This is a genomic window from Microbispora sp. CA-102843 (assembly GCF_050936215.1).
In the GTDB taxonomy this organism is placed as follows: Bacteria; Actinomycetota; Actinomycetes; order Streptosporangiales; family Streptosporangiaceae; genus Microbispora.
In genome coordinates this window covers 3,833,770-3,853,369 of sequence record NZ_JBNJNF010000001.1, presented here as the reverse complement: position 1 = coordinate 3,853,369, position 19,600 = coordinate 3,833,770, and the positions used below count along the sequence as shown (strand labels likewise).

15 protein-coding genes are annotated in these 19,600 nt (G+C 71.6%); 8 read left to right on the top strand and 7 right to left on the bottom strand.

Annotated features, from left to right (window positions below):
- Positions 1-9: 9 nt before the first annotated feature.
- Entirely contained in the window at positions 10-1,236 is a 1,227-nt protein-coding gene (locus tag ACQEVJ_RS17955) for a DUF6716 putative glycosyltransferase (RefSeq protein WP_433102352.1), read from the bottom strand.
- On the bottom strand, positions 1,233-2,294 hold the full coding sequence (locus tag ACQEVJ_RS17950) for a hypothetical protein (RefSeq protein WP_433102350.1): 1,062 nt from the start codon (positions 2,292-2,294) through the stop codon (positions 1,233-1,235). The genes ACQEVJ_RS17955 and ACQEVJ_RS17950 overlap by 4 nt, the downstream gene beginning before the upstream one ends.
- Positions 2,295-2,478: 184 nt before the next feature.
- Here ACQEVJ_RS17950 and ACQEVJ_RS17945 point away from each other — a divergent pair, with 184 nt between their 5' ends.
- From ACQEVJ_RS17945 to ACQEVJ_RS17915, 7 genes are all read left to right on the top strand, one after another.
- A complete protein-coding gene (locus tag ACQEVJ_RS17945) occupies positions 2,479-3,297 on the top strand; it encodes an aldo/keto reductase (protein ID WP_433102348.1) in 819 nt (272 codons plus the stop codon).
- A gap of 151 nt (positions 3,298-3,448) precedes the next feature.
- Positions 3,449-4,954: a sulfatase family protein gene (locus tag ACQEVJ_RS17940; protein WP_433102346.1), complete on the top strand. Its 1,506-nt coding sequence runs from the start codon at positions 3,449-3,451 to the stop codon at positions 4,952-4,954.
- A gap of 363 nt (positions 4,955-5,317) precedes the next feature.
- The gene (locus ACQEVJ_RS17935) at positions 5,318-6,664 is read left to right on the top strand and encodes an ABC transporter substrate-binding protein (RefSeq protein WP_433102344.1); all 1,347 of its coding nucleotides are present in this window, start codon (positions 5,318-5,320) and stop codon (positions 6,662-6,664) included.
- Positions 6,665-6,748: 84 nt separating this feature from the next.
- The gene (locus ACQEVJ_RS17930) at positions 6,749-7,723 is read left to right on the top strand and encodes a carbohydrate ABC transporter permease (RefSeq protein WP_433102342.1); all 975 of its coding nucleotides are present in this window, start codon (positions 6,749-6,751) and stop codon (positions 7,721-7,723) included.
- Positions 7,720-8,613, top strand: a complete 894-nt coding sequence (locus ACQEVJ_RS17925) for a carbohydrate ABC transporter permease (RefSeq protein WP_239108612.1) — start codon at positions 7,720-7,722, stop codon at positions 8,611-8,613. Before ACQEVJ_RS17930 ends, ACQEVJ_RS17925 begins: the two co-directional genes overlap by 4 nt.
- Positions 8,614-8,654: 41 nt before the next feature.
- Complete coding sequence (locus ACQEVJ_RS17920) at positions 8,655-10,046, top strand: GH1 family beta-glucosidase (RefSeq protein WP_433112813.1); 1,392 nt, start codon at positions 8,655-8,657, stop codon at positions 10,044-10,046.
- A 28-nt stretch (positions 10,047-10,074) separates the two neighbouring features.
- Positions 10,075-11,094, top strand: a complete 1,020-nt coding sequence (locus tag ACQEVJ_RS17915; RefSeq protein WP_433102340.1) for a LacI family DNA-binding transcriptional regulator — start codon at positions 10,075-10,077, stop codon at positions 11,092-11,094.
- Positions 11,095-11,186: 92 nt separating this feature from the next.
- Here ACQEVJ_RS17915 and ACQEVJ_RS17910 read toward each other — a convergent pair whose 3' ends face one another.
- A complete protein-coding gene (locus tag ACQEVJ_RS17910; protein WP_433102338.1) occupies positions 11,187-11,777 on the bottom strand; it encodes a TetR family transcriptional regulator in 591 nt (196 codons plus the stop codon).
- Positions 11,778-11,899: 122 nt separating this feature from the next.
- Here ACQEVJ_RS17910 and ACQEVJ_RS17905 point away from each other — a divergent pair, with 122 nt between their 5' ends.
- Positions 11,900-12,811 carry an SDR family oxidoreductase gene (locus tag ACQEVJ_RS17905; protein WP_433102336.1) on the top strand — a complete coding sequence of 304 codons (912 nt, stop codon included), beginning with the start codon at positions 11,900-11,902 and terminating at the stop codon, positions 12,809-12,811.
- An 81-nt stretch (positions 12,812-12,892) separates the two neighbouring features.
- Here the strand turns inward: ACQEVJ_RS17905 and ACQEVJ_RS17900 are convergent, their stop codons facing one another.
- From ACQEVJ_RS17900 to ACQEVJ_RS17885, 4 genes are read right to left on the bottom strand one after another with little or no spacing between them, the layout of a single operon-like run.
- Positions 12,893-16,012 (bottom strand): amino acid adenylation domain-containing protein, encoded by a 3,120-nt coding sequence (locus tag ACQEVJ_RS17900; protein WP_433102334.1) that lies wholly within the window; start codon positions 16,010-16,012, stop codon positions 12,893-12,895.
- Complete coding sequence (locus ACQEVJ_RS17895) at positions 16,009-17,919, bottom strand: non-ribosomal peptide synthetase (protein WP_433102332.1); 1,911 nt, start codon at positions 17,917-17,919, stop codon at positions 16,009-16,011. Before ACQEVJ_RS17895 ends, ACQEVJ_RS17900 begins: the two co-directional genes overlap by 4 nt.
- 13 nt (positions 17,920-17,932) lie before the next feature.
- Positions 17,933-19,360: a condensation domain-containing protein gene (locus ACQEVJ_RS17890; protein ID WP_433102331.1), complete on the bottom strand. Its 1,428-nt coding sequence runs from the start codon at positions 19,358-19,360 to the stop codon at positions 17,933-17,935.
- On the bottom strand, positions 19,357-19,596 hold the full coding sequence (locus tag ACQEVJ_RS17885) for an MbtH family protein (RefSeq protein WP_433112810.1): 240 nt from the start codon (positions 19,594-19,596) through the stop codon (positions 19,357-19,359). The genes ACQEVJ_RS17890 and ACQEVJ_RS17885 overlap by 4 nt, the downstream gene beginning before the upstream one ends.
- Positions 19,597-19,600: the final 4 nt, after the last annotated feature.

The following is a 19,600-nucleotide window of genomic DNA, read 5'->3' as shown; positions in this document are numbered from 1 at the left end:
GGGGCCGCTTCAGAACGCCTTGAGGTAGCGGCGCATCCGGCGCTTGGCGCGGTAGCCGTACCGCAGGACCTTGGGCGGCACCTCCAGGCGCATCCGGGCGCGGCGGCGGGCCGCCGCGTGCTCGGGACCGTCGAGGAGCGAGCGGGCCGGCTCCAGCGTCCCCGCGCGGGCCGCGGCGACCAGCGCGGCGACGCGGCCGGTCCAGTCGCTGGCCGAGGAGTCGTGGAAGTAGTTGGCCCGGCACCACTCCTCGGCCGGGACCCGGAAGTCCGCCTTGGCCAGCTCGTCGAGCGTGCCGAGGCAGCCGCTGCCCTCGAACACCAGGTTGATCATCTCCGCGCTCACCCCGAAGTCGGACAGCACGAGCAGCGGCACGTTCCCGGCGATCGCCTCGAGCGCGGCCGTCGAGCTGACCGTGACGAACCCGGCGGCGCGGCTCAGGTGCTCGTGCATCGGGCCGGCGGCGAAGCGCACGGCGCCCGCGGGCACCCGGCCCTCGGCCTCCATCTCTGTCCACAGCCGCTCATAGTGGTGACGTTCGTTGTGCGTCTGCCGCTCGTCGTCGCGGGCCCGCAGCTTGACCACCACGTCCAGGTCGGGCCGGACCCGCCCGAGCTCGGCCAGGGCGAGCAGGATCCGCTCCCGCTCCTCCCTGCGGCGCGGCACCTTGGCCTGGGTGGCGAACACGACGCGGTCGCGTACGCCCCCGGCGTCGTGCGCGCCCGGTTCGCGGGGCAGGAGGTCAAGGTAGGGCAGGCGGGCCAGCGCCACCGTCCCTCCCCCGCCGAGCCGCGCGCCGATCTCGGAGAACTCGGCGACCTCCCGGCCGCTGTGCACGACGAACAGGTCGCAGCCGCTGCGGAACAGCCAGGCCTTCTCCGTCGCGGGCACCGAGATGCCGGGCAGCCCCGACACCAGCACCGGCCGGGGCCGCAGCCCGGCCAGCGTCTCCGCCGCCAGCGCGTCCACCACCGGCCCGGTGCAGGCCAGCAGCACGGCGTCGGGCCGGAACCGTTCGGCGGCCCGCCGCAGCTGCCGCGCCGGCAGCACCGGGGGAAGCCCCTCACCCTGCGCGCGGGTGCCGCTCACCGCGGCGGCGATCTGCGCCTCCGAGGGGGCGATGGGTGTGCGGACGACGGCCAGATCCGTGACCCAGTCCTCCGGAGTCGCGTCGAGCAGGCCCGCGGCCCACTTGAGATACGAGTCGGAGTCGGCCACGGCGAGCAGACGGGTCAAGGAGCGACCTTTCCGGGATCGTGCTGGGAGTTGCGCGAGACCTCGGGGGCCTCTGGTGCTTGACAAAGCTGATGGGACGGATGCTGATGGGGCTCGTGCGCGAAGCGCTGGAGGTGGGAGCGCAGCGACGGGGCGGCCGATGCCGTCCACCAGTCCTCTGGCACGTCCACGGTCTCCACCGCCACGCCCCGCGCCGACAGCAGGACGCGCAGCGAGGTCACCGCGGTGGACGGCAGGCTCAGCACCCGCTGGTCCGGCCGCAGGTCGCGCAGCGTCATCTCGGCGGGCGCCCCGGCGTCGTACACGGTCAGCCCGGCGATCCGGCGGACCCGGTCGAGGTCCCCGGGATCCTCTCGGCGGTGGGGGAAGTACGCGACGGGCTCGTCGATCCGCTCCAGCCAGCGCAGGTAGCGGTCGCGGTGGATGAGCCCGTTGCGTACGAGCGAGGTGCCGAGCACGACCGTGCGCTCCGGCGGCGGCCGGTCGGCGGGCTGGGCGCGCAGCCAGGCGAAGTCGTGCCGGACGAGCCGCGCGCCCGTGCCCTCCACCGCCTCGGCGAGGCCGGCGGGCACCGGGAGCGCGGTGAACACCGTGGGCCTGCGGGTGCGCAGGCGGAACCCGGCGGCCGCGGCGAGCACCTTGCGGCCGAGGCCCGGGGTCCCGCGGGCGCGCAGCAGCGGGCGCCGCGCGACCAGCAGTTCAAGCAGGCGGATCGTGGCAAGCCCGTCGTCCACGAGCACCGTGCGGCCGGGGACGGCCGTGACGAGGGCGAGCTGGACGCGCCCGGAGAAGGCGTCGCCCACCACCCACGTGCGGCCCGGCCGGGGAGCCCGCTCGGCCGGCTCGGCGAACTCCAGCCCCCCGGGGAGCCCGAGGCGCTCGAGCTCGCGGCGGGTCAGCCGCAGCGCGGGCAGCCCGGCCCGAGGCACCACTGTGGTGACGGACCCGAGCAGCCCCGCGTGGTGCGCCTCGACGACGCACAGCAGCTGCAGGGGGGACTCCACCCACGCGACGGCCTGCCCCTGCTCGGCGGCGTGGCGCCGTCCCTCGTTATCCACGCCCCGTAAAGAAACGTTCACGACGCGCTCACCCTAGCCGCCCGACACGACGACGGCGGGAACTGAGGGTGAACGGACCCTGGCCGGAAATGTGATTGAAGTCCCGTGCCGTCAGCCGCCGGCTCCGCAAGCGACTCCACACCCCAAAGGGATCTTCACGGGGCATTGCGGCAGCATAGGGGGCATGAACGTCATCACCCTGAACAACAACGTCCGGATGCCCCAGCTCGGATTCGGCGTGTGGCAGGTGGCCGACGACGAGGCCGAGAAGGCCGTGGCGACGGCCCTGGAGTACGGCTACCGCAGCATCGACACCGCGAAGCTCTACCACAACGAGGAGGGCGTCGGCCGCGCCCTGCGCGCCTCGGGCATCCCCCGCGAGGAGCTGTTCGTCACCACCAAGCTCTGGAACGACCAGCACGGCTACGACGAGGCGCTGCGCGCCTTCGACGCCAGCACGCGGCGGCTCGGCCTGGAGACCCTCGACCTGTACCTGATCCACTGGCCGGCTCTCAAGCAGGACAGGTACGTCGAGACGTGGAAGGCCCTGGAGAGGCTGTACGCCGACGGGCGGGTGCGGGCGATCGGCGTGTCCAACTTCACGGTGGGCGCGCTGGAGCGCCTGCTCGCGGAGACCGGTGTGATCCCCGCGCTGAACCAGATCGAGCTGCACCCGCAGTTCGCCCAGCGGGAGCTGCGCGGCTTCCACGCGGAGCGCGGCATCGTCACCGAGGCGTGGAGCCCGCTCGGGCAGGGCAGGGGCCTGCTCGACCTGCCCGTCCTGGCCGAGATCGGCGCGAAGCACGGCAAGACGGCCGCGCAGGTGGTGCTGCGCTGGCACATCCAGCTCGGCAACGTGGTGATCCCGAAGTCGGTGACGCCGTCGCGCATCAAGGAGAACATCGAGGTCTTCGACTTCGAGCTGAGCCCGGAGGAGATGGCGACGGTCAACGGTCTCGACGAGGGCCGCCGTCTCGGCCCCGACCCCGCCACCTTCGGCTGACCGGGCCGGCGCCGGGCCTCGGCCGCGTTTCGCGGTCGAGGCGGCCGGCGACGCGGGATTCGGCAGAGTCTCCCACATAGCGGACAGGGCGCGGTCACGCGGTCACACTGCGTACGTTTCCCCTGGCGAACGCGTGGCAATGATTGCTGCCGTGCCCCAACCACGACGATCGAGAATGCTGTGGGCCGGGCTCGCCGCGGCGCTCCTGCTGTGCCTCGGGCTCACCGGCGCCTCCCGTGCCGAGCCCGCCCCCGCGGCCCATCGGCCCAACATCGTGCTGATCCTCACCGACGACCTGGACGCGGCGGATCTGAGCCGGTTCCCCAACATCACCAACCTCCTGGTGCGTCAGGGCACCACGCTGTCCCGCTTCTTCGTCACCAATCCCTGGTGCTGCCCCTCCCGCTCGTCGATCCTCCGCTCGCAGTACATGCACAGCCACCAGGTGGAGAGCAACCGGTCGCCGACCGGCGGGTTCCCGAAGTTCCGGCCGCTGGAGGCGTCCACCCTCGGGACGTGGATGCACGACGCGGGCTACCGCACCGCGCTCATGGGGAAGTATCTCAACAACTATCCCGAGGGCGCGCCGCGCACGTACGTGCCGCCCGGCTGGGACGAGTGGCAGGTCCCCGTCACCCGCCTCTACCAGGAGTACGGCTACGCGCTCAACGAGAACGGCGTGATCCGGCGGTACGGCGACGCCCCCGAGGACTACCTGGAGGACGTGCTGAGCGCCAAGGCCGCGGCGTTCGCGACCGATTCCGCCGCCGGGGGGAACGCTCCGTTCTTTCTCTACCTCGCCCCGGTCGCGCCGCACCTGCCCGCGCATTACGCGCCGCGCCACGCGGCCGCCTTCGCCGGCGAGCAGGCGCCGCGGACCGCGTCGTTCGATCAGGCCGACCTGTCCGCCGAGCCCCGCTGGCTCAGCGAGCGCACGCCGCTGTCGGCCGCCGAGACGCGCCGGATCGACCGCGTCCACCGCGACCGGCTGCGCGCCATGCTCGGGGTGGACGACATGGTGGGCGCCCTGGTCGCCGCGCTGACCCGGGCGGGCCGGCTGGACGACACCTACATCTTCTTCACCTCCGACAACGGCTTCCACCTCGGCCAGCATCGGCTGCGGCCGGGCAAGACGACGCCCTTCGACGAGGACATCCGGGTGCCGATGGTGGTGCGCGGGCCGGGCGTGCCCGCCGGGGGCGTGGTCGACGCGCTCACGTCGACGGTCGACCTCGCGCCCACGTTCGCCGAGCTGGGCGGGGCCGAGGTGCCGTCCACGGCCGAGGGCCGCTCGCTCGTCCCGCTCCTGCGCGGGCACGACGTCCCCTGGCGCGACACCGTACTCGCGGAGTTCTACCACCCCTCCTACTCGCCGCACTCGCCGCCCACGTACGCGATGCTGCGGACCGGGCGGTACGCGTACGTGGAGTACGAGACCGGGGAGCGGCAGCTCTACGACCTGCAGGACGACCCGGCGGAGCTGCACAACATCGCGGCGACGGCCGATCCGGGACTGACCGCGGCGCTCTCGGCCCGGCTGGCGCTGCTGCGCGCCTGCTCAGGACCGGCCTGCCGGCTGGCGGACGCCGCGGGCACAGTGATCTCGGGCACGGGGGCCTCGCTGGGCGGCGGAGTGTCCCTCGGGACGGGCCGGTGAGCCCGGCGGCCGCGGCGGCCGACGGGTGAGGCGACGGAGCGGATAGGGGCGGGCGCCCCCGCAGGTTCGGGGCGTCCGCTATTCATTTCTGCCCATATGGCAATGGGAGCGCTCCCAAGCGTTGTATGTCCTAATATGTCCCATTGAACAGCTCTAACCAGCCAGGGAGTAACAGTTAGGTTTCGGCATATTGACGCCCACGTTGCTCATAGAGGACCCTTCGTGGGAGCGCTCCCAAACAGTGTCGAGTACACGATGCGGGAGCACCGAGCACAACCTTCGATCGCGGGCCGTGAGATCGGGGACCGGCCTGGGATGCACCTCCCACGAACGATTCGGGATACCACCTGAGAGGGGTCCGGAATGATTGCAAACTCGCGCCGCGGCAGGCTGCTCGCGGTCGCCGCGGTGGCGGCGATGGCCCTCGGCGTCACCGCCTGCCAGTCCGACGACAAGGGGACGGACACCGCGTCCGGCGGGTCCTCGGCGGCGGCCGGCCCCGTGACCGTCACGCTCCAGACGTTCGGCGGCGGCAAGAACTTCGGCTACAAGGAAGCCGTCGACAAGTGGAACGCCGAGCACAAGGACATCCAGATCAAGTATGACAACCTGACCGACCAGTTCGAGCAGGTCTACTGGCCGCAGATGATCCAGTGGCTGCAGTCCGGCGCGGGCGCCGGCGACGTCGTCGGCATCGACGAGGGCGGCATGGGCCTCGCCAAGGCGCACCCCGAGTGGTGGGCCGACCTCGGCGAGCTCGGCCTGCAGAACCGCAAGAGCGACTTCGCCGCCTGGAAGTGGGAGAACGGCGTCACCGCCGACGGCAAGCTGTTCGGTCTCGGCACCGACGTCGGCGGCATGAGCCTGTGCTACCGCCGTGACCTGTTCGAGAAGGCCGGCCTGCCCGCCGACCGCGACGAGGTCAGCAAGCTCTGGCCGACCTGGGACGACTTCGTCAAGGTCGCCCACAAGTTCCAGGACAAGATCAAGGACACGAAGTTCGTCGACGGCACCAACACGCTCTACAACGTGGTCCTGGTGCAGGAGGGTGCCAAGAACGGCAACGTCACCTACTTCGACAAGGACAACAACCTGATCGTCGACAAGAACCCGGCGGTCAAGTCGGCGTACGACTTCGCCCAGAAGATCAGCCAGGAGGGGCTCACGGCCAAGCTGCGCAACTTCACGCCCGAGTGGAACACCGGCATGAAGAAGTCGCAGTTCGCCACCCTCGGCTGCCCGTCGTGGATGCTCGGCGCGGTCAGCGGCGACGGCGGCGCCGGACCGGACTTCAAGGGCAAGTGGGACGTCGCGGCGGTGCCCGGCGGCGGCGGCAACTGGGGCGGCTCCTGGCTCGCCGTGCCGAAGCAGTCGAAGCACCCCAAGGAGGCGGCGCAGGTCCTCGACTACCTGACCGGTAAGGACGCCGAGGTCAGCGTCTTCAACTTCGCCGGCAACATGCCGAGCAACACCCAGGCGCAGCAGGACCCGGCCGTCCAGGGCGCGAAGAACGAGTACTTCAACGACGCCCCCGTCGGTGAGATCTTCGCCAAGTCGGCCGCCTCGCTCCAGCCGATCTTCCTCGGCGTCAAGCACGCCCAGGTCAAGAACGCCATCGAGTCGGTCGTCTCCGCCATCGACGACGGCTCCGTGCCGTACGCGAACGGCTGGAAGAAGCTCGTCGACGACGCCGTGAAGGCCGCGGGCTGATCACGCCCGCCAGGTGAACACCGGCCCGCCGCAGCGGCACCCCGCCGGCGGGCCGGTCGCCTGCTTTCACCCGAAAGGTAACTCATGAGCCTGCACGTCGACGCCGGGCACCCCACCCGGGCACCGATACCGCCCAGCCGGAGGCACGTCCGGCCGAGACCGGGCCGGTCCTTCCTGACCTGGCTGGACCTCAAGGCCGCGCCGTACCTCCTGGTCTCTCCCTACTACCTGCTCTTCCTGATCTTCGGGCTCTTCCCGCTCGGCTTCACCCTCTACTACTCGTTCTTCGACTACGACCTCACCGGCACGGTCGAGTGGACGGGCCTCGGCAACTACACCGCCATGCTCGGCGACGCCGCCTTCTGGAAGGCGGTCGTCAACACCCTCGCGATGTTCGTCATCGCGACGGTCCCGCAGATGCTGCTGGCCCTGCTGCTGGCCAACGCGCTGAACAAGCGGATGAAGGCCCAGCTGTTCGTCCGCCTGGGCGTCCTGCTCCCCCTCGTCACCTCAGTCGTCGCGGTGGCGGTCGTCTTTACCCAGCTGTACGGCCGCGACTGGGGCGTCGTCAACTGGGTTCTCGGCTGGTTCGGGGCCGACCCCATCGACTGGAAGGCCGAGCGTCTTCCCTCCTGGCTGGCCATCGCGACGATGATCGACTGGCGTTGGACCGGCTACAACGCGATCATCTTCCTGGCCGGCATGCAGACGATCCCCAAGGATCTCTACGAGGCGGCCTCGATCGACGGCGCGTCCCGGCGGCGCCAGTTCTGGCAGATCACGATCCCGATGCTCCGGCCCACGATGATCTTCGTGGTGCTGAACTCCACCATCGGCGGTCTCACGCTGTTCTCCGAGCCGACCACGTTCTACAACGGCAACGTCCACGGCGGCACCAACAGCCAGTTCCAGACCGTCTCGATGTTCATCTTCGAGCAGGGCTTCCGCGAGTTCGACTACGGCTACGCCTCCGCGGCCGCCTGGCTGCTGTTCCTGCTCATCCTCATCGGATCGGCCATCAACTTCCTGCTCATCCGCCGGATCGGGGGCAACAAGTGACCACGCTCTCCGCGCCCGCCACCACGCGGCGGCGCCGCGCCAAGGCGCCGGGAGGTGCCGCCGGTCTCTGGACCGCCACGCCGATGACGAGGCTCGTCCTCGCGGTCACGATCATCATCTCGGCGTTCCCGCTGTACTACATGATCGTCATCGCCTCGCGCACCAACACCGAGGCGACCGACATGCCGCCGCCGTTCCTGCCGGGCGGCAAGCTCGGGGAGAACATCCAGCGGGTGCTGTCCAACCCCGACGCGCACTACCTGACCGGGCTCACCAACTCGCTGATCATCGCCGCCACGGTGACGGTATCGGTGGTGCTGATCTCGACGTTCGCCGGCTTCGCGTTCGCCCGGCTGAACTTCAGGGGCGGCAAGGTCCTGCTGCTGCTGGTGCTGCTGACCATGATGGTCCCGCTGCAGCAGATGGGCATCGTCCCCCTCTACCGCCTCATGGTCAGCCTCGAGTGGGTCGGCTCGATCAAGGCGGTGATCCTGCCGTACCTGCTCAACGGCTTCGGCGTCTTCCTCATGACGCAGTACACCCAGCAGGCCGTGCCCAACGAGCTGGTCGAGGCCGCCCGCGTCGACGGCGCCTCCACCCTGCGGATCTGGTGGAACGTCGTCCTGCCCGCCGTACGGCCGGGCATGGCGGTGCTGGGCATCAACACGTTCATGCTGATCTGGAACGACTTCATGTGGCCGTTGATCGTGCTGACGCCGGACAACCCGACGGTCCAGGTCGCCATCAACTCGCTCAACGCGAAGTACGGGACGGACTACGTGCTGATCTTCAGCGGCACGCTCATGTCGATTCTCCCGCTCATCGTCGTTTTCATCGCGTTCGGCCGACAGATCATCGGCGGACTCATGGAAGGTGCGGTCAAGGCGTGACAACGCAAGGCACACGTCCCGAGGCAGAGGCCCCCAGCACGATGTTCCCCACCGGGTTCGTCTGGGGCGCCGCCACCTCCGCCTACCAGATCGAGGGCGCGCTCACCACCGACGGGCGAGGCCGCTCCATCTGGGACACCTTCTGCAGTCAGGACGGGCGGATCGTGGGCGGAGACACCGCCGAAATCGCGATCGACCACTACAACCGGTATCGCGAGGACGTCAAGCTCATGGCGGACCTCGGCCTCACCGCCTACCGGTTCTCCGTCTCCTGGCCGCGGATCCAGCCCGACGGCTCCGGCGCGTACAGCGCCAAGGGCCTCGACTTCTACAAGAGGCTCGTCGACGAGCTGCTCAGCTACGGCATCGACCCGTGGCTGACGCTCTACCACTGGGACCTCCCCCAGGCGCTCGAAGACGCCGGCGGGTGGCCGTCACGCGACACGTCGAAGCGCTTCGCCGACTTCGCCGCGACCGTGCACGCCGAGCTCGGCGACCGGGTCAGGAACTGGAGCACGGTCAACGAGCCCTGGTGCTCCGCGTTCCTCGGCTACGCCTCCGGCGAGCACGCCCCCGGGCGGCGCGAGCCGGCCGCCGCGCTGCGCGCCGCGCACCACCTCAACCTCGCGCACGGTCTTGCCGTTCAGGCGATGCGGGCGCAGAACGCCGACTCGCTGATCGGCGGATGCGTCAACGTGTATCCGGTCACGCCCGCCACGGGCAGCGAGGCCGACCAGGACGCCGCCCGCCGCATCGACGGGCTGCAGAACCGTTTCTTCCTGGACGCGCTGCTCAAGGGCTCCTACCCCGAGGACGTGCTGGCCGACCTGAGCCACCTGTCCGACATGGCGTTCATCCAGGACGGCGACCTGGCCACGATCAGCGCCCCGATCGACATGCTGCTGATCAACTACTACAGCCGCTTCACCGTCTCCGGCGCGCCGGGCGGCGCCGCGTCCGCGGCCGCCGCGCCGACGGACTCGGGGTCTCCGTGGATCGGCAGCGAGCACGTGGGCTTCGTCAACGGCGGCCGCCCGGTCACCTCGATGGGCTGGGAGGTCGACGACAGCGGCCTGTACGAGATGCTGCGGCGGATCGCCGACGAGTACCCGCGGATCCCGCTCTACATCTCGGAGAACGGCGCGGCCTACGACGACGTGATCGCCGAGGACGGCACCGTGCACGACCCCGATCGAGTGGCCTACATCGACGCCCACCTGCGGATCTGCCACGCGGCCATCGAGTCGGGCATCCCGCTCCAGGGCTATTTCGCCTGGTCCCTGATGGACAACTTCGAGTGGGCCTGGGGATACGGCAAGCGATTCGGTCTCGTCTACGTCGACTACGAGACCCAGGCGAGGACCTTGAAGTCGAGCGCTTTGTGGTATGCCGACACCATCAGACACGGCGGCTTGCTGGGTCGGGCACAATAAGCGCAGACACGATAAGGGGGCAGTATAGATGAACGGGGACCGCCGTTCCGGAGGCCGGCCGACTCTGGAAGCGGTCGCCGCACGCGCCGGGGTCGGCCGCGGCACCGTGTCGCGGGTCATCAACGGCTCGCCCAAGGTGAGCGACCGGGCCCGCGACGCGGTGTTACTGGCGATCCAGGAGCTCGGCTACGTACCCAACCGGGCGGCGCGCACCCTCGTGACCAATCGGACCGACACCATCGCGCTGGTGGTGTCGGAGTCGGAGCAGCGTGTCTTCGACGAGCCGTACTTCGCCGGGCTGATCCGCGGCATCGGCTCCGCGCTGGGGGAGACCGGCCTCCAGCTCATCCTCACGATGGCGCAGAACCGTGCCGAGCACGACCGGCTTGAGCACTACCTGACCGGACAGCACGTCGACGGCGTGCTGCTCACCTCGGTGCACGGCGCCGACCCGCTGCCGGGACGGCTGGAGGAGATGGGCGTGCCCACCGTGCTCGGTGGCCGCCCGGTCGGGCTCAACCCGTACAGCTTCGTCGACATGGACAACCGGGCCGGCGCCCGGCAGGCGGTCAAGTACCTGCTCTCCAAGGGCCGGACCAAGATCGCCACCATCGCCGGTCCGCAGGACATGGGCGTGGGCGTCGACCGTCTCGCCGGATACCGCGACGCGCTGCTGGCCACCGGTATGAACGAGCGCGTCGCGTACGGCGACTTCTCCGAGGAGAGCGGGGAGGCGGGCATGCGCGACCTGCTCGCCCGTCACCCCGACCTCGACGCCGTGTTCACGGCCTCCGACCCGATGGCGGTCGGCGCCCTGCGGGTGCTGAAGGAGCAGGGCCTGGTCGTGCCCGACGACGTCGCGCTGATCGGTTTCGAGGACTCCAAGGTCGCGCTGCACACCGATCCGCAGCTGACGAGCGTGCACCAGCCGACCGAGGCGATGGGCCGGCAGATGGTCCAGCTCCTGATCGCCCGGATCAACGGCGAGCCGCTGGAGCAGCCGGTCGTCATCCTCGACACCCACCTGGTGATCCGCGCCTCCGCCTGACACGGCCACAGCGAAAACGAGACCGCCGCGCACCTGCGGGTGCGCGGCGGTCGCTTTGCTCGCGGTGATCGATGGCCTTGGATGGACCGGTATCAGCCTTCGGGCCGCGCCTGTGCTGGTAGGGCAGTCACGGAGAGGGCGCGCAGGTCGTCGAAGGCTTGGAGGAGATGTGCGTCCAAGCTCTGTGAGGGGTCGTCGATCCACATTTGGACCGCTTGGTGAAAGGCGGCCCACCCGGTCCGAGCAGCCAGGCCGGCCAGCCGGTCGGTGACACCGCGCTGCCGCAGGGCCTCCGCCACGGCTTCGGCGATCGACGCGGCCTTGGCCAGGTCGCGTTCACGGAGTGCCGGTGTCGCCGCGATGACTTGTAGTCGCGGTTCGGCGAACGGGCGGTTGTCCTCGAGGATCCGTTCGACCTTCCGGAAGGCGCAGAGCAGTATTTCGAGCGGCTGGAGACCCTCGGGCGCTTCGGCCACCGCCTGCATCAGCGCGGCGCGCAGGTCGGATTCGCCGTCGAAGAGCACCTCGCGCTTGTCCGGGAAGTGCCGGAAGAACGTGCGTTCGTTGACGCCGGCCCGGGCGGCGATCTCGGCCGTGGTGGTCTGGTCGAACCCGCGTTCCTGATACAGCTCCAGGGCCGCCTGCTGAAGGCGGCGGCGCGCTTCCGCTCCGCTTCGTGGCACCCTCTGAGAATACCGCATATGTCAGTTACTGGCGCTACTTGACGCCAGTGACTGGCGCTACATAGAGTCAGCGACTGGCACTACTTAGTGCCAGTCACTGGCGTAATGCGGGAGAGTGTCACATGCTTGTCTTTGTCACTGGTGGTTCCGGCCAGACCGGCCCCGCGGTCGTCGCCGAACTCATCGCGGCCGGTCACACCGTCACCGGTCTTGCGCGCTCGGATGCCGCCGCCGCCCGGCTGGAGTCACTGGGGGCCACACCACACCGCGGCTCCCTGGACGACCTCGACAGTCTGCGCAGGGGCGCCGAAGCCGCCGACGGAGTCCTGCACATGGCCTACGGCGGCGACTTCTCCGACCTCGACGACATGATGAGACGCGACCGGACCGCGATCGAGACACTCGGCCGGCCGTTGGAACACTCGGGCAAGCCGCTCGTCGTCACCTCGGGCACCCTGGTCATGCCCGCAGGCCGGGAGGCCACCGAGAAGGACGAGCCCGACACGGCCGGGATCGCCGCCTTCCGCATCGCGGGTGAGCGAGCGTGTCTGGGCTTCGCCGCCCGGGGGGTGCGCGCGAGCGTGGTCCGCCTCGCTCCTACCGTCCACGGTCCCGAAGACCACGGTTTCATCCCCATGCTCATCGCCACCGCGCGAAAGACCGGCGTCTCGGCCTACGTCGGAAACGGCACCAACCGGTGGCCTGCGGTGCACCGGCTCGACGCGGCGGTCCTGTTCCGTCTGGCAGTGGAGAAGGCGCCCGCGGGCAGCGTGCTGCACGGAGTGGCCGAAAGCGGCGTCACTCTGAAGAGCATCGCAGAGACGATCGCCCGCGGTTTGGATCTGCCCACGGTCTCGCTGACCCCCGACGAGGCCGCCACGCACTTCGTCAGCCCGTTCATGGCCACCGCCTACGGCTTCGACGGGCCCGTCTCCAGCTCCTACACCCAGGAGCTGCTCGGCTGGTCGCCCACCTGCCCGACACTGCTCGAAGACCTGGAGCGCGGCGATTATCTGGTCACGCCGGCCTCCTGACCGGCTGGTGCCGCCTTGGTCGACGGCACCCGGGACAGCACGAGGCGGACGCCCGGACGACACAAGGCGCCCGCCTCGCGGTCAGCCGCCGGCGGACGAAAGCAGGCGCTCGGCCTCCTCCTCCGACATGTTCTCCAGTTCGGCCACCAGCAGGTCCTCCAACGCGACCGCCAGCTCGGCCACCGTGCGCCGCTCGAAGATCGTCCGGACCGGGACCTCCATTCCGGTCGCCCGGCGGAGCCTGGCCGCGATCCTCGTCGCGAGCAGCGAGTGCCCGCCGAGGGTGAAGAAGTCGTCGTTCGCGCCGATGGAGCCGACGCCGAGCAGTTCCGCCCAGATCTCGGCCACCAGCAGCTCCGCGTCCGTGCTCAGCGGGACGTGCCCGGCCGACGGCGCCCGCACCGGCGCGGGCAGCGCCGCGCGGTCCACCTTGCCGCGGCTGGTGAGCGGCAGCGCGTCGAGCACGACCCAGGCGGTCGGGACGAGATGGCGGGGCAGGGTACGCGCGAGGTGCGCGGCGAGCTCCTCCCCCGTCGCGGTCCCGGTCACGTACGCCACCAGTTCCTCGGCGTGGACCGTCACGAACGCCTGGCCGACGCCCGGATGGTCGAGCAGCCGCGCCTCGACCTCGCCCGGCTCGATCCGGAAGCCGCGGACCTTGAGCTGCCCGTCGAGCCGTCCGAGGAACTCCAGCGTGCCGTCCTGGTTCCAGCGCGCCCGGTCCCCGGTGCGGTACCGCCGCGATCCCGGCGGTCCCAGCGGGTCGGGGACGAAGGCGGCGGCCGTGAGCGCCGGGCGGCGCAGGTAGCCGCGTGCCACCCCGGCACCACCGATGACCAGCTCGCCGATCCCGCCCTTCGGGACCGGCGCCCCGGCGGCGTCGAGCAGGTGGATCGTCGTCGCCCCGACGGGCCGGCCGATCGGCGGCCTGCCGTACGGCGTCGCGCCGAGGTCGGTCGCGGTCGCGATGACCGCGGCCTCGGTCGGGCCGTAGGTGTTCACCAGGCGGACGCCGTCGCCGAACCGGCCGCGCCAGCGCGTCACCGCGCCGCCGGACGCCTGCTCGCCGCCGATGACGACCAGACGGAGCGCGGGCGGCCAGGCGATCTGGTCGATCTCCTCGACCAGGTGGTGCCAGTAGGCGGTGGGCAGGTCGAGCACCGTGATCCGCTCCCCGCCCGGTGCGGCCAGCAGATCGGGCAGCGTGGCCGCCCCGCCGGGCAGCAGCACCAGGGCCGCTCCCGCGGCGAGGGTGGGGAAGATCTCTTCCAGGTGGGTGTCGAAGCTCAGCGACGCGAACTGGACGACGCGGTCGCCGGGCGCCAGGCCGTACTCGCCGCGCATCCACCGGATGCGGGCCGCGATGGCGCGGTGCTCGACGGCGACGCCCTTGGGCCGGCCGGTGGAGCCGGAGGTGGAGATCACGTAGGCCACGTCACCCGGGCGCGTCTCCCGCGGTTCGCCCGGGTCGTAGGAGGCCGCCTCGTCCTCGCCGGCCAGCGGGTCGACGGCGGTGAGCCCGGCGGGCAGCGCCCGGTTCGTGATCACGTGCGTCGCCCCGGCGTCCGCGAGCGAGAAGGCCAGCCGTTCCTCCGGCTCCTCCGGCTCGAACGGCATGTAGGCCGCGCCGGCCCGCCAGACGGCGAGCAGCGCGCTGATCGCCTCGACCGAACGGGGCAGGCAGACGCCGACGACGTCGCCGGGGCGCACGCCCCGGGCCCGCAGCGCCGCGGCGAGCCGTGCCGCCCGCAGGTCCAGCTCGCCGTAGGTGACCTCGGTCTCCCCGCAGACCACCGCGACGGCGCCGGGCGTGCGCCGGACGGTCTCCGCGATCATCTCGGGGACCGCCGGTCCGGGGGTGTCGGCGCCGTCGCCGGCCATGGAGCGGATGTCGGCCTCGTCGTTGCCGGTCCAGACGCGCAGCTCGGAGATCCGGCGATGCGGCTCGGCCACGGCCGACTCGAGCAGGAGCAGGAAGCGGTCGGCGAGCCGCCGGACGGCCTCCGCCTCGTGCGGAGATCCGCTGGACCCGTCGTGGCCGAACGACACGACGATCTCGCCGCCCTCGAACCACGCCTCGGCGTACAGGCCGAGCTTGACCTGCCGGTAGCCGTCGGGGAAGAAGCCGACGGACAGGTCGCCGAACGGCCGGGTGAGTCCCAGGTCCTGGGTGTGCAGGATGAACATGGTCGGCATCAGCGCCTCGGCGGGGTGCCCGATTCGCTCGAACGGGACCGAAGGCCGGCTCAGCGCCGTCAGCGCCTCATGCCGGATGCGCCCCAGCAACTCGGTGAACGACGGATCGCCGTCGAGGTCGCCGCGCAGCACGACGGTCTGCGAGAGGTAGCCGATCATCGGCTCCAGCTCGACCCGGTCGCGGCCGGCGACGGCCGTGCCGACGAGGACGTCGGTGTGGCCGGTGTGGCGGTGCAGGAGCACCTGGTAGGCCGTCATGAGCACGGTGAACAGCGTGGTCCTGTGCTCGCGGGCGAGCCGGTCCAGCTCGTCGGCGACCTCCCGGCCCATCCGGACGACCTGGAAGTCCCCTGGCCCCTCGCCGCCCCCGCTCCCCATGGCCCCTCCCCCGACAGCACAGGGCAGGTCGGGCGGCGGCGGATCGGCCAGCCGCTCCTGCCAGTACGGCACCGCGCGCTCGGCGCGGCGGCGCTGCCAGCGGGCGTAGTCGGACGGCTGGACCGGCAGCGGCGCCAGGCTCGGCGTGCGCCCGCGCAGGCGCGCGGTGTAGCACTCCGCCAGGTCGTCGAAGAGGATCCCCAGCGACCAGCCGTCGCCGATGATGTGGTGCATCGTGACGCACAGGACGTGGTCCAGCGCGCCGATCGCGATGACCGCGACGCGTAGCGGCACGCCCTCGGCGAGGTCGAACGGCGCGTTCACCCGCGCGGCGACGAGCCGCCGGGCGTGCTCCTCGTCGCCTGCCTGGATCCGCTCGACCGGCGGGAGGGACCCCGCCGCCCCCGGCGGCTCGGCGACCGCCCAGGGGACGCCGTCCTCCTCGTCGAACCGGGTCCGCAGGCTCTCGTGCCGGGCCACGACGTCGGCGAGGGCCTCTTCGAGGGTGTCCGGGTCGAGGGGCCCGCGCAGCCGGCGGACGGTGTACATGGTGTACGAGGCGTCGAGGGGATCCAGCCTCTGCAGGAGCCAGAGCCGTTCCTGGCCCGGCGACAGGGGCGCCCTCATGCGTCCGACGCCATCTCGTCGAGCACGGCCGCCAGGTCCTCGGCGCTGAGGCCGTCGAGCTCGTCGCGGAGCGCGGCGATCTCGGCGAGGTCCAGGTCGTCGTCGTCGAGCCGGTCCATCGCCGCCGCCAGGTCGGCCACCGTGGGATTCTCGAACAGCACCACGATCGGCACGTTGATCGCGAAGCGGGCCTGGATCCTGGCGATGATCTGGGTGGCGGTCAGCGAGTGCCCGCCCAGCTCGAAGAAGTCGTCGTCGACGCCGACCGGCTCCGCGATGCCGAGCACCTCCCCCCACATCGCCGCGAGGCCCTCCTCCAGCGAGGTGGCCGGAGGCCGGTACGGCCGGCTGCGCGCCCGGGTCCACTCGGGCACGGGCAGGGCCTTGCGGTCGAGCTTGCCGTTGGGGGTGAGCGGCAGGGCGTCCAGCACCACGAGGCGCGCGGGCACCATGTACTCGGGCACGTCGCGGCGCAGCCGGTCACGCAGGGACGGCCACAGGTCGGCCTCCTCGGGCTCCCCGGCCGCGCGTACGACGTAGGCGACCAGACGCGGCAGCCCGTCGGGACCGTCGCAGACGCCGACGGCGGCGTGGGCCACCTCGGGCGCGGCCCGCAGCACGCTCTCGATCTCGCCGAGCTCGATCCGGAAGCCGCGCACCTTCACCTGCTGGTCGGCCCGGCCCAGGTAGTGGAGCCTGCCGTTGTCGATCCTGGCGAGGTCGCCCGTGGCGTACAGGCGGGCCCCCGGCGCTCCGGAGAACGGGTCGGGCAGGAACCTGGCCGCCGTCTGGCCCGGCATGCCGCGGTATCCCCTGGCCAGGCCGGCGCCGCCGATGTGCAGCTCACCGGCCTCGCCGGGCGGCACGGGACGGCCGTCTTCACCGAGGATGTGCACCGTCGTTCTGCCGATGGGCTCGCCCAGGTCGACGGGGGCCGGCGCCCCGTTCTCGTCGACCCGGGCGACCCGTCCGGCCGTCGACCAGACCGTCGTCTCGGTCGGGCCGTACACGTTCCAGAGGCAGGCGCCGCCGTCGAGGAGGGCGTCGGCGAGGTCGCGGGGCAGTGCCTCGCCCCCGCACAGCCGGGTCGCGACGTTCTCGGGGACCCCGCCGGATTCGAGCAGGATGCGCCAGCTCGCCGGGGTCGCCTGCATGATCGTGACGGCCTCGGCCACGGCGCGCGACCGCAGGGCCCGGCCGTCCGCCGTCTCGTGCCCCGACGCGATCACCACTCGCGCGCCGCAGGCCAGCGGCAGGAGGAGCTCGAGCACCGAGATGTCGAACGACAGCGTGGTGACCGCCAGCCAGGCGTCGCGCGGGGTGAGCTCCAGCAGGGAGGCGAAGGACTCCAGCAGGTTGACCACCGCGCCGTGCGGCACGGCGACCCCCTTGGGCCTGCCGGTGGAACCGGAGGTGTACATGAGGTAGGCCAGGTCCCCCACCGGGCCGTCGGCCGGCGCGCCACCGTCGCCGGACGCCGGGTCCGCGACGGGACCGCCGTCCCACGCCAGCTCGACGACGTCGGGGACGCCGTCGAGCAGCCGGGACTCGACGCCCTGTCCGGCCAGCACCAGCCGGATGCCCGCGTCCTCCCGCATGAACCGGAGCCGGTCCTCGGGGAATCCCGGGTCGAGCGGCACGTAGGCGCCGCCGGCCCGCCACACGGCGAGCAGCGCGACGACCATGCCGGGGCAGCGCTCCAGGCACAGGCCCACCGGGATCTCCGGGCCGACTCCGCGGGCGCGCAGCAGCGCCGCCAGCCGGTCGACCCTGTCGTGCAGCTCCCGGTATGTCAGCACGCCGTCGGCGCCGCTCACCGCGATCGCGTCGGGGCTCGCGTCACGCCACCGGCGGATCAGCGCGAGCGCCGTATCGGGTATGGTCACGCCGCTCACCGCGTCACTCACTTTCACGCACCTTTCACTTCGAGAACGCGCTCGAGAACACGCCGCTCAGCGCGGACAGCGGGATGTCCGGGTCCGCCCCGGCCCGCCGTACGACCTCGGCGAAGCCGCCGACGAGGCGGCGCGCGGTCGCGGGCGCGAACAGATCGCTGCTGTAGTCGAGGACACCGCCCAGCCCCTCCGGGCCCCGCCACAGGTCCATCGAGACCTCCGACTTGGTGTGACTGGGCGGGACCGTGTAGATCTCCCGGTCGAGGTCGGCCATCCGGGTCCCCAGCAGATCGTCCTTGGGCAGGTTGTGCAGGTTGAACATGGCCTGGCACAGCGGCGGCCTGCCGAGGTGGCGGGGGACGCGCAGCGCGGCCAGGACGTGCTCGAACGGCACCTCCGCGTGCCGCATCCCGGCCAGGGTCGCCTCCCGCACACGGTCAAGCAGCTCGTGGAACGCCGGGTCGCCGGACACGTCGGCGCGCAGCACCATCGTGTTGCCGAAGTAACCGATCAGCGGCGCCAGCTCGCTGCGGCTCCGGCCGGCCACCGGCACGCCTATGCAGAAGTCGGCCTGGCCCGACGCCAGGGCGAGGGTCGCCTGGTAGGCGGCGATCAGGGCCATGAAGGACGTGCAGCGCCGCTTCCTGGCCACCTTCTCCAGCGGCGTGATCTCCTCCGGCGGCAGCAGCAGCTGCTCGCGTCCGCCGCGCCCGGACCACCGGGACGGCCGGGGGTGGTCGGCCGGAAGGTCCAGCGCGGGGGCGCCGGCCAGGCGGCGCGCCCAGTACTCCAGGCCCTCGGCGTGGTCCCGCTGCCTCTCCTGTACGGCGAAGCGGGGGTACTGCGTGGGCAGCTCCGGCAGCTCGGGCTCACGTCCCTCGCGCCCGGCGGCGTAGCACTCCATGAGTTCACGCATGAGCACGTCGAGCGACCAGCCGTCCATCACGATGTGGTGCAGGACGATGCACACGACCGCCTCGTCCTTTCCCTGCTCGGCCAGGCCGGCCCGCAGGGGAGGCCCGTTCTCCAGGTCGAACGGGCGGTCGACGAACTCCTTCAGCGTCCGGTCGAGGTCCGCCTCCTCGGAGAGCGCGATCTTCTCCAGCGGCACCGGTCCGGGCGGCAGCACGACCTGAACCGGGGCGTCCCCACGCAGCCGGAAGCGGGTCCGCAGCACCTCGTGCCGCTCCACGATCCGGGTGAACGCCGCGGTCAGCGCGTCCACGTCGAGCGGCCCGCGCAGCCGCATGCACCAGGGCGTGTTGTAACTGGTGTCTCCGGGGTCGAAGCGGCTGAGGAACCACAGGCGCTCCTGTCCCGGCGACAGCGGCCACTCCTGCCCGCCGGGGTCCCGCGGCGTGCCCCCGAGGGAGCGCAGCAGCGCCGCCCGGCGCTCGGGCGGCAGCCCGGCCAGCTTCTCGATCAGCGCGGCGCGGCGCTCGGCGGCGGTCATCTGTCGCGGGCGCTCAGCGCTGCCGGGTCGCGGGAGCTCAGAGTTTCCGGGTCGCGGGAGCTCAGAGTTTCCGGGTCGCGGGAGCTCAGCGGGCGCATGTCGGTCCACACCGTCTCGATGTGGTCCAGGCATTCCTGCCGCGTGCCCGCGAAGCCGGTGGGCCGCCACCCGGCGGGCGGCTCGCGGTCGCTCCACCATACGGAGTACTGCTCCTCGTCGTTGACGACCACGAGCATCGGG

Bases quoted from the DNA above. Each gene is read 5' to 3' on its own strand.
- ACQEVJ_RS17920 (WP_433112813.1), top strand. From the start codon at position 8,655: ATGTTCCCCACCGGGTTCGTCTGGGGCGCCGCCACCTCCGCCTACCAG.
- ACQEVJ_RS17915 (WP_433102340.1), top strand. From the start codon at position 10,075: ATGAACGGGGACCGCCGTTCCGGAGGCCGGCCGACTCTGGAAGCGGTC.
- ACQEVJ_RS17890 (WP_433102331.1), bottom strand. From the start codon at position 19,360: ATGACCGCCGCCGAGCGCCGCGCCGCGCTGATCGAGAAGCTGGCCGGG.
- ACQEVJ_RS17900 (WP_433102334.1), bottom strand. From the start codon at position 16,012: ATGAGGGCGCCCCTGTCGCCGGGCCAGGAACGGCTCTGGCTCCTGCAG.
- ACQEVJ_RS17945 (WP_433102348.1), top strand. From the start codon at position 2,479: ATGAACGTCATCACCCTGAACAACAACGTCCGGATGCCCCAGCTCGGA.
- ACQEVJ_RS17905 (WP_433102336.1), top strand. From the start codon at position 11,900: ATGCTTGTCTTTGTCACTGGTGGTTCCGGCCAGACCGGCCCCGCGGTC.
- ACQEVJ_RS17885 (WP_433112810.1), bottom strand. From the start codon at position 19,596: ATGCTCGTGGTCGTCAACGACGAGGAGCAGTACTCCGTATGGTGGAGC.
- ACQEVJ_RS17930 (WP_433102342.1), top strand. From the start codon at position 6,749: ATGAGCCTGCACGTCGACGCCGGGCACCCCACCCGGGCACCGATACCG.
- ACQEVJ_RS17935 (WP_433102344.1), top strand. From the start codon at position 5,318: ATGATTGCAAACTCGCGCCGCGGCAGGCTGCTCGCGGTCGCCGCGGTG.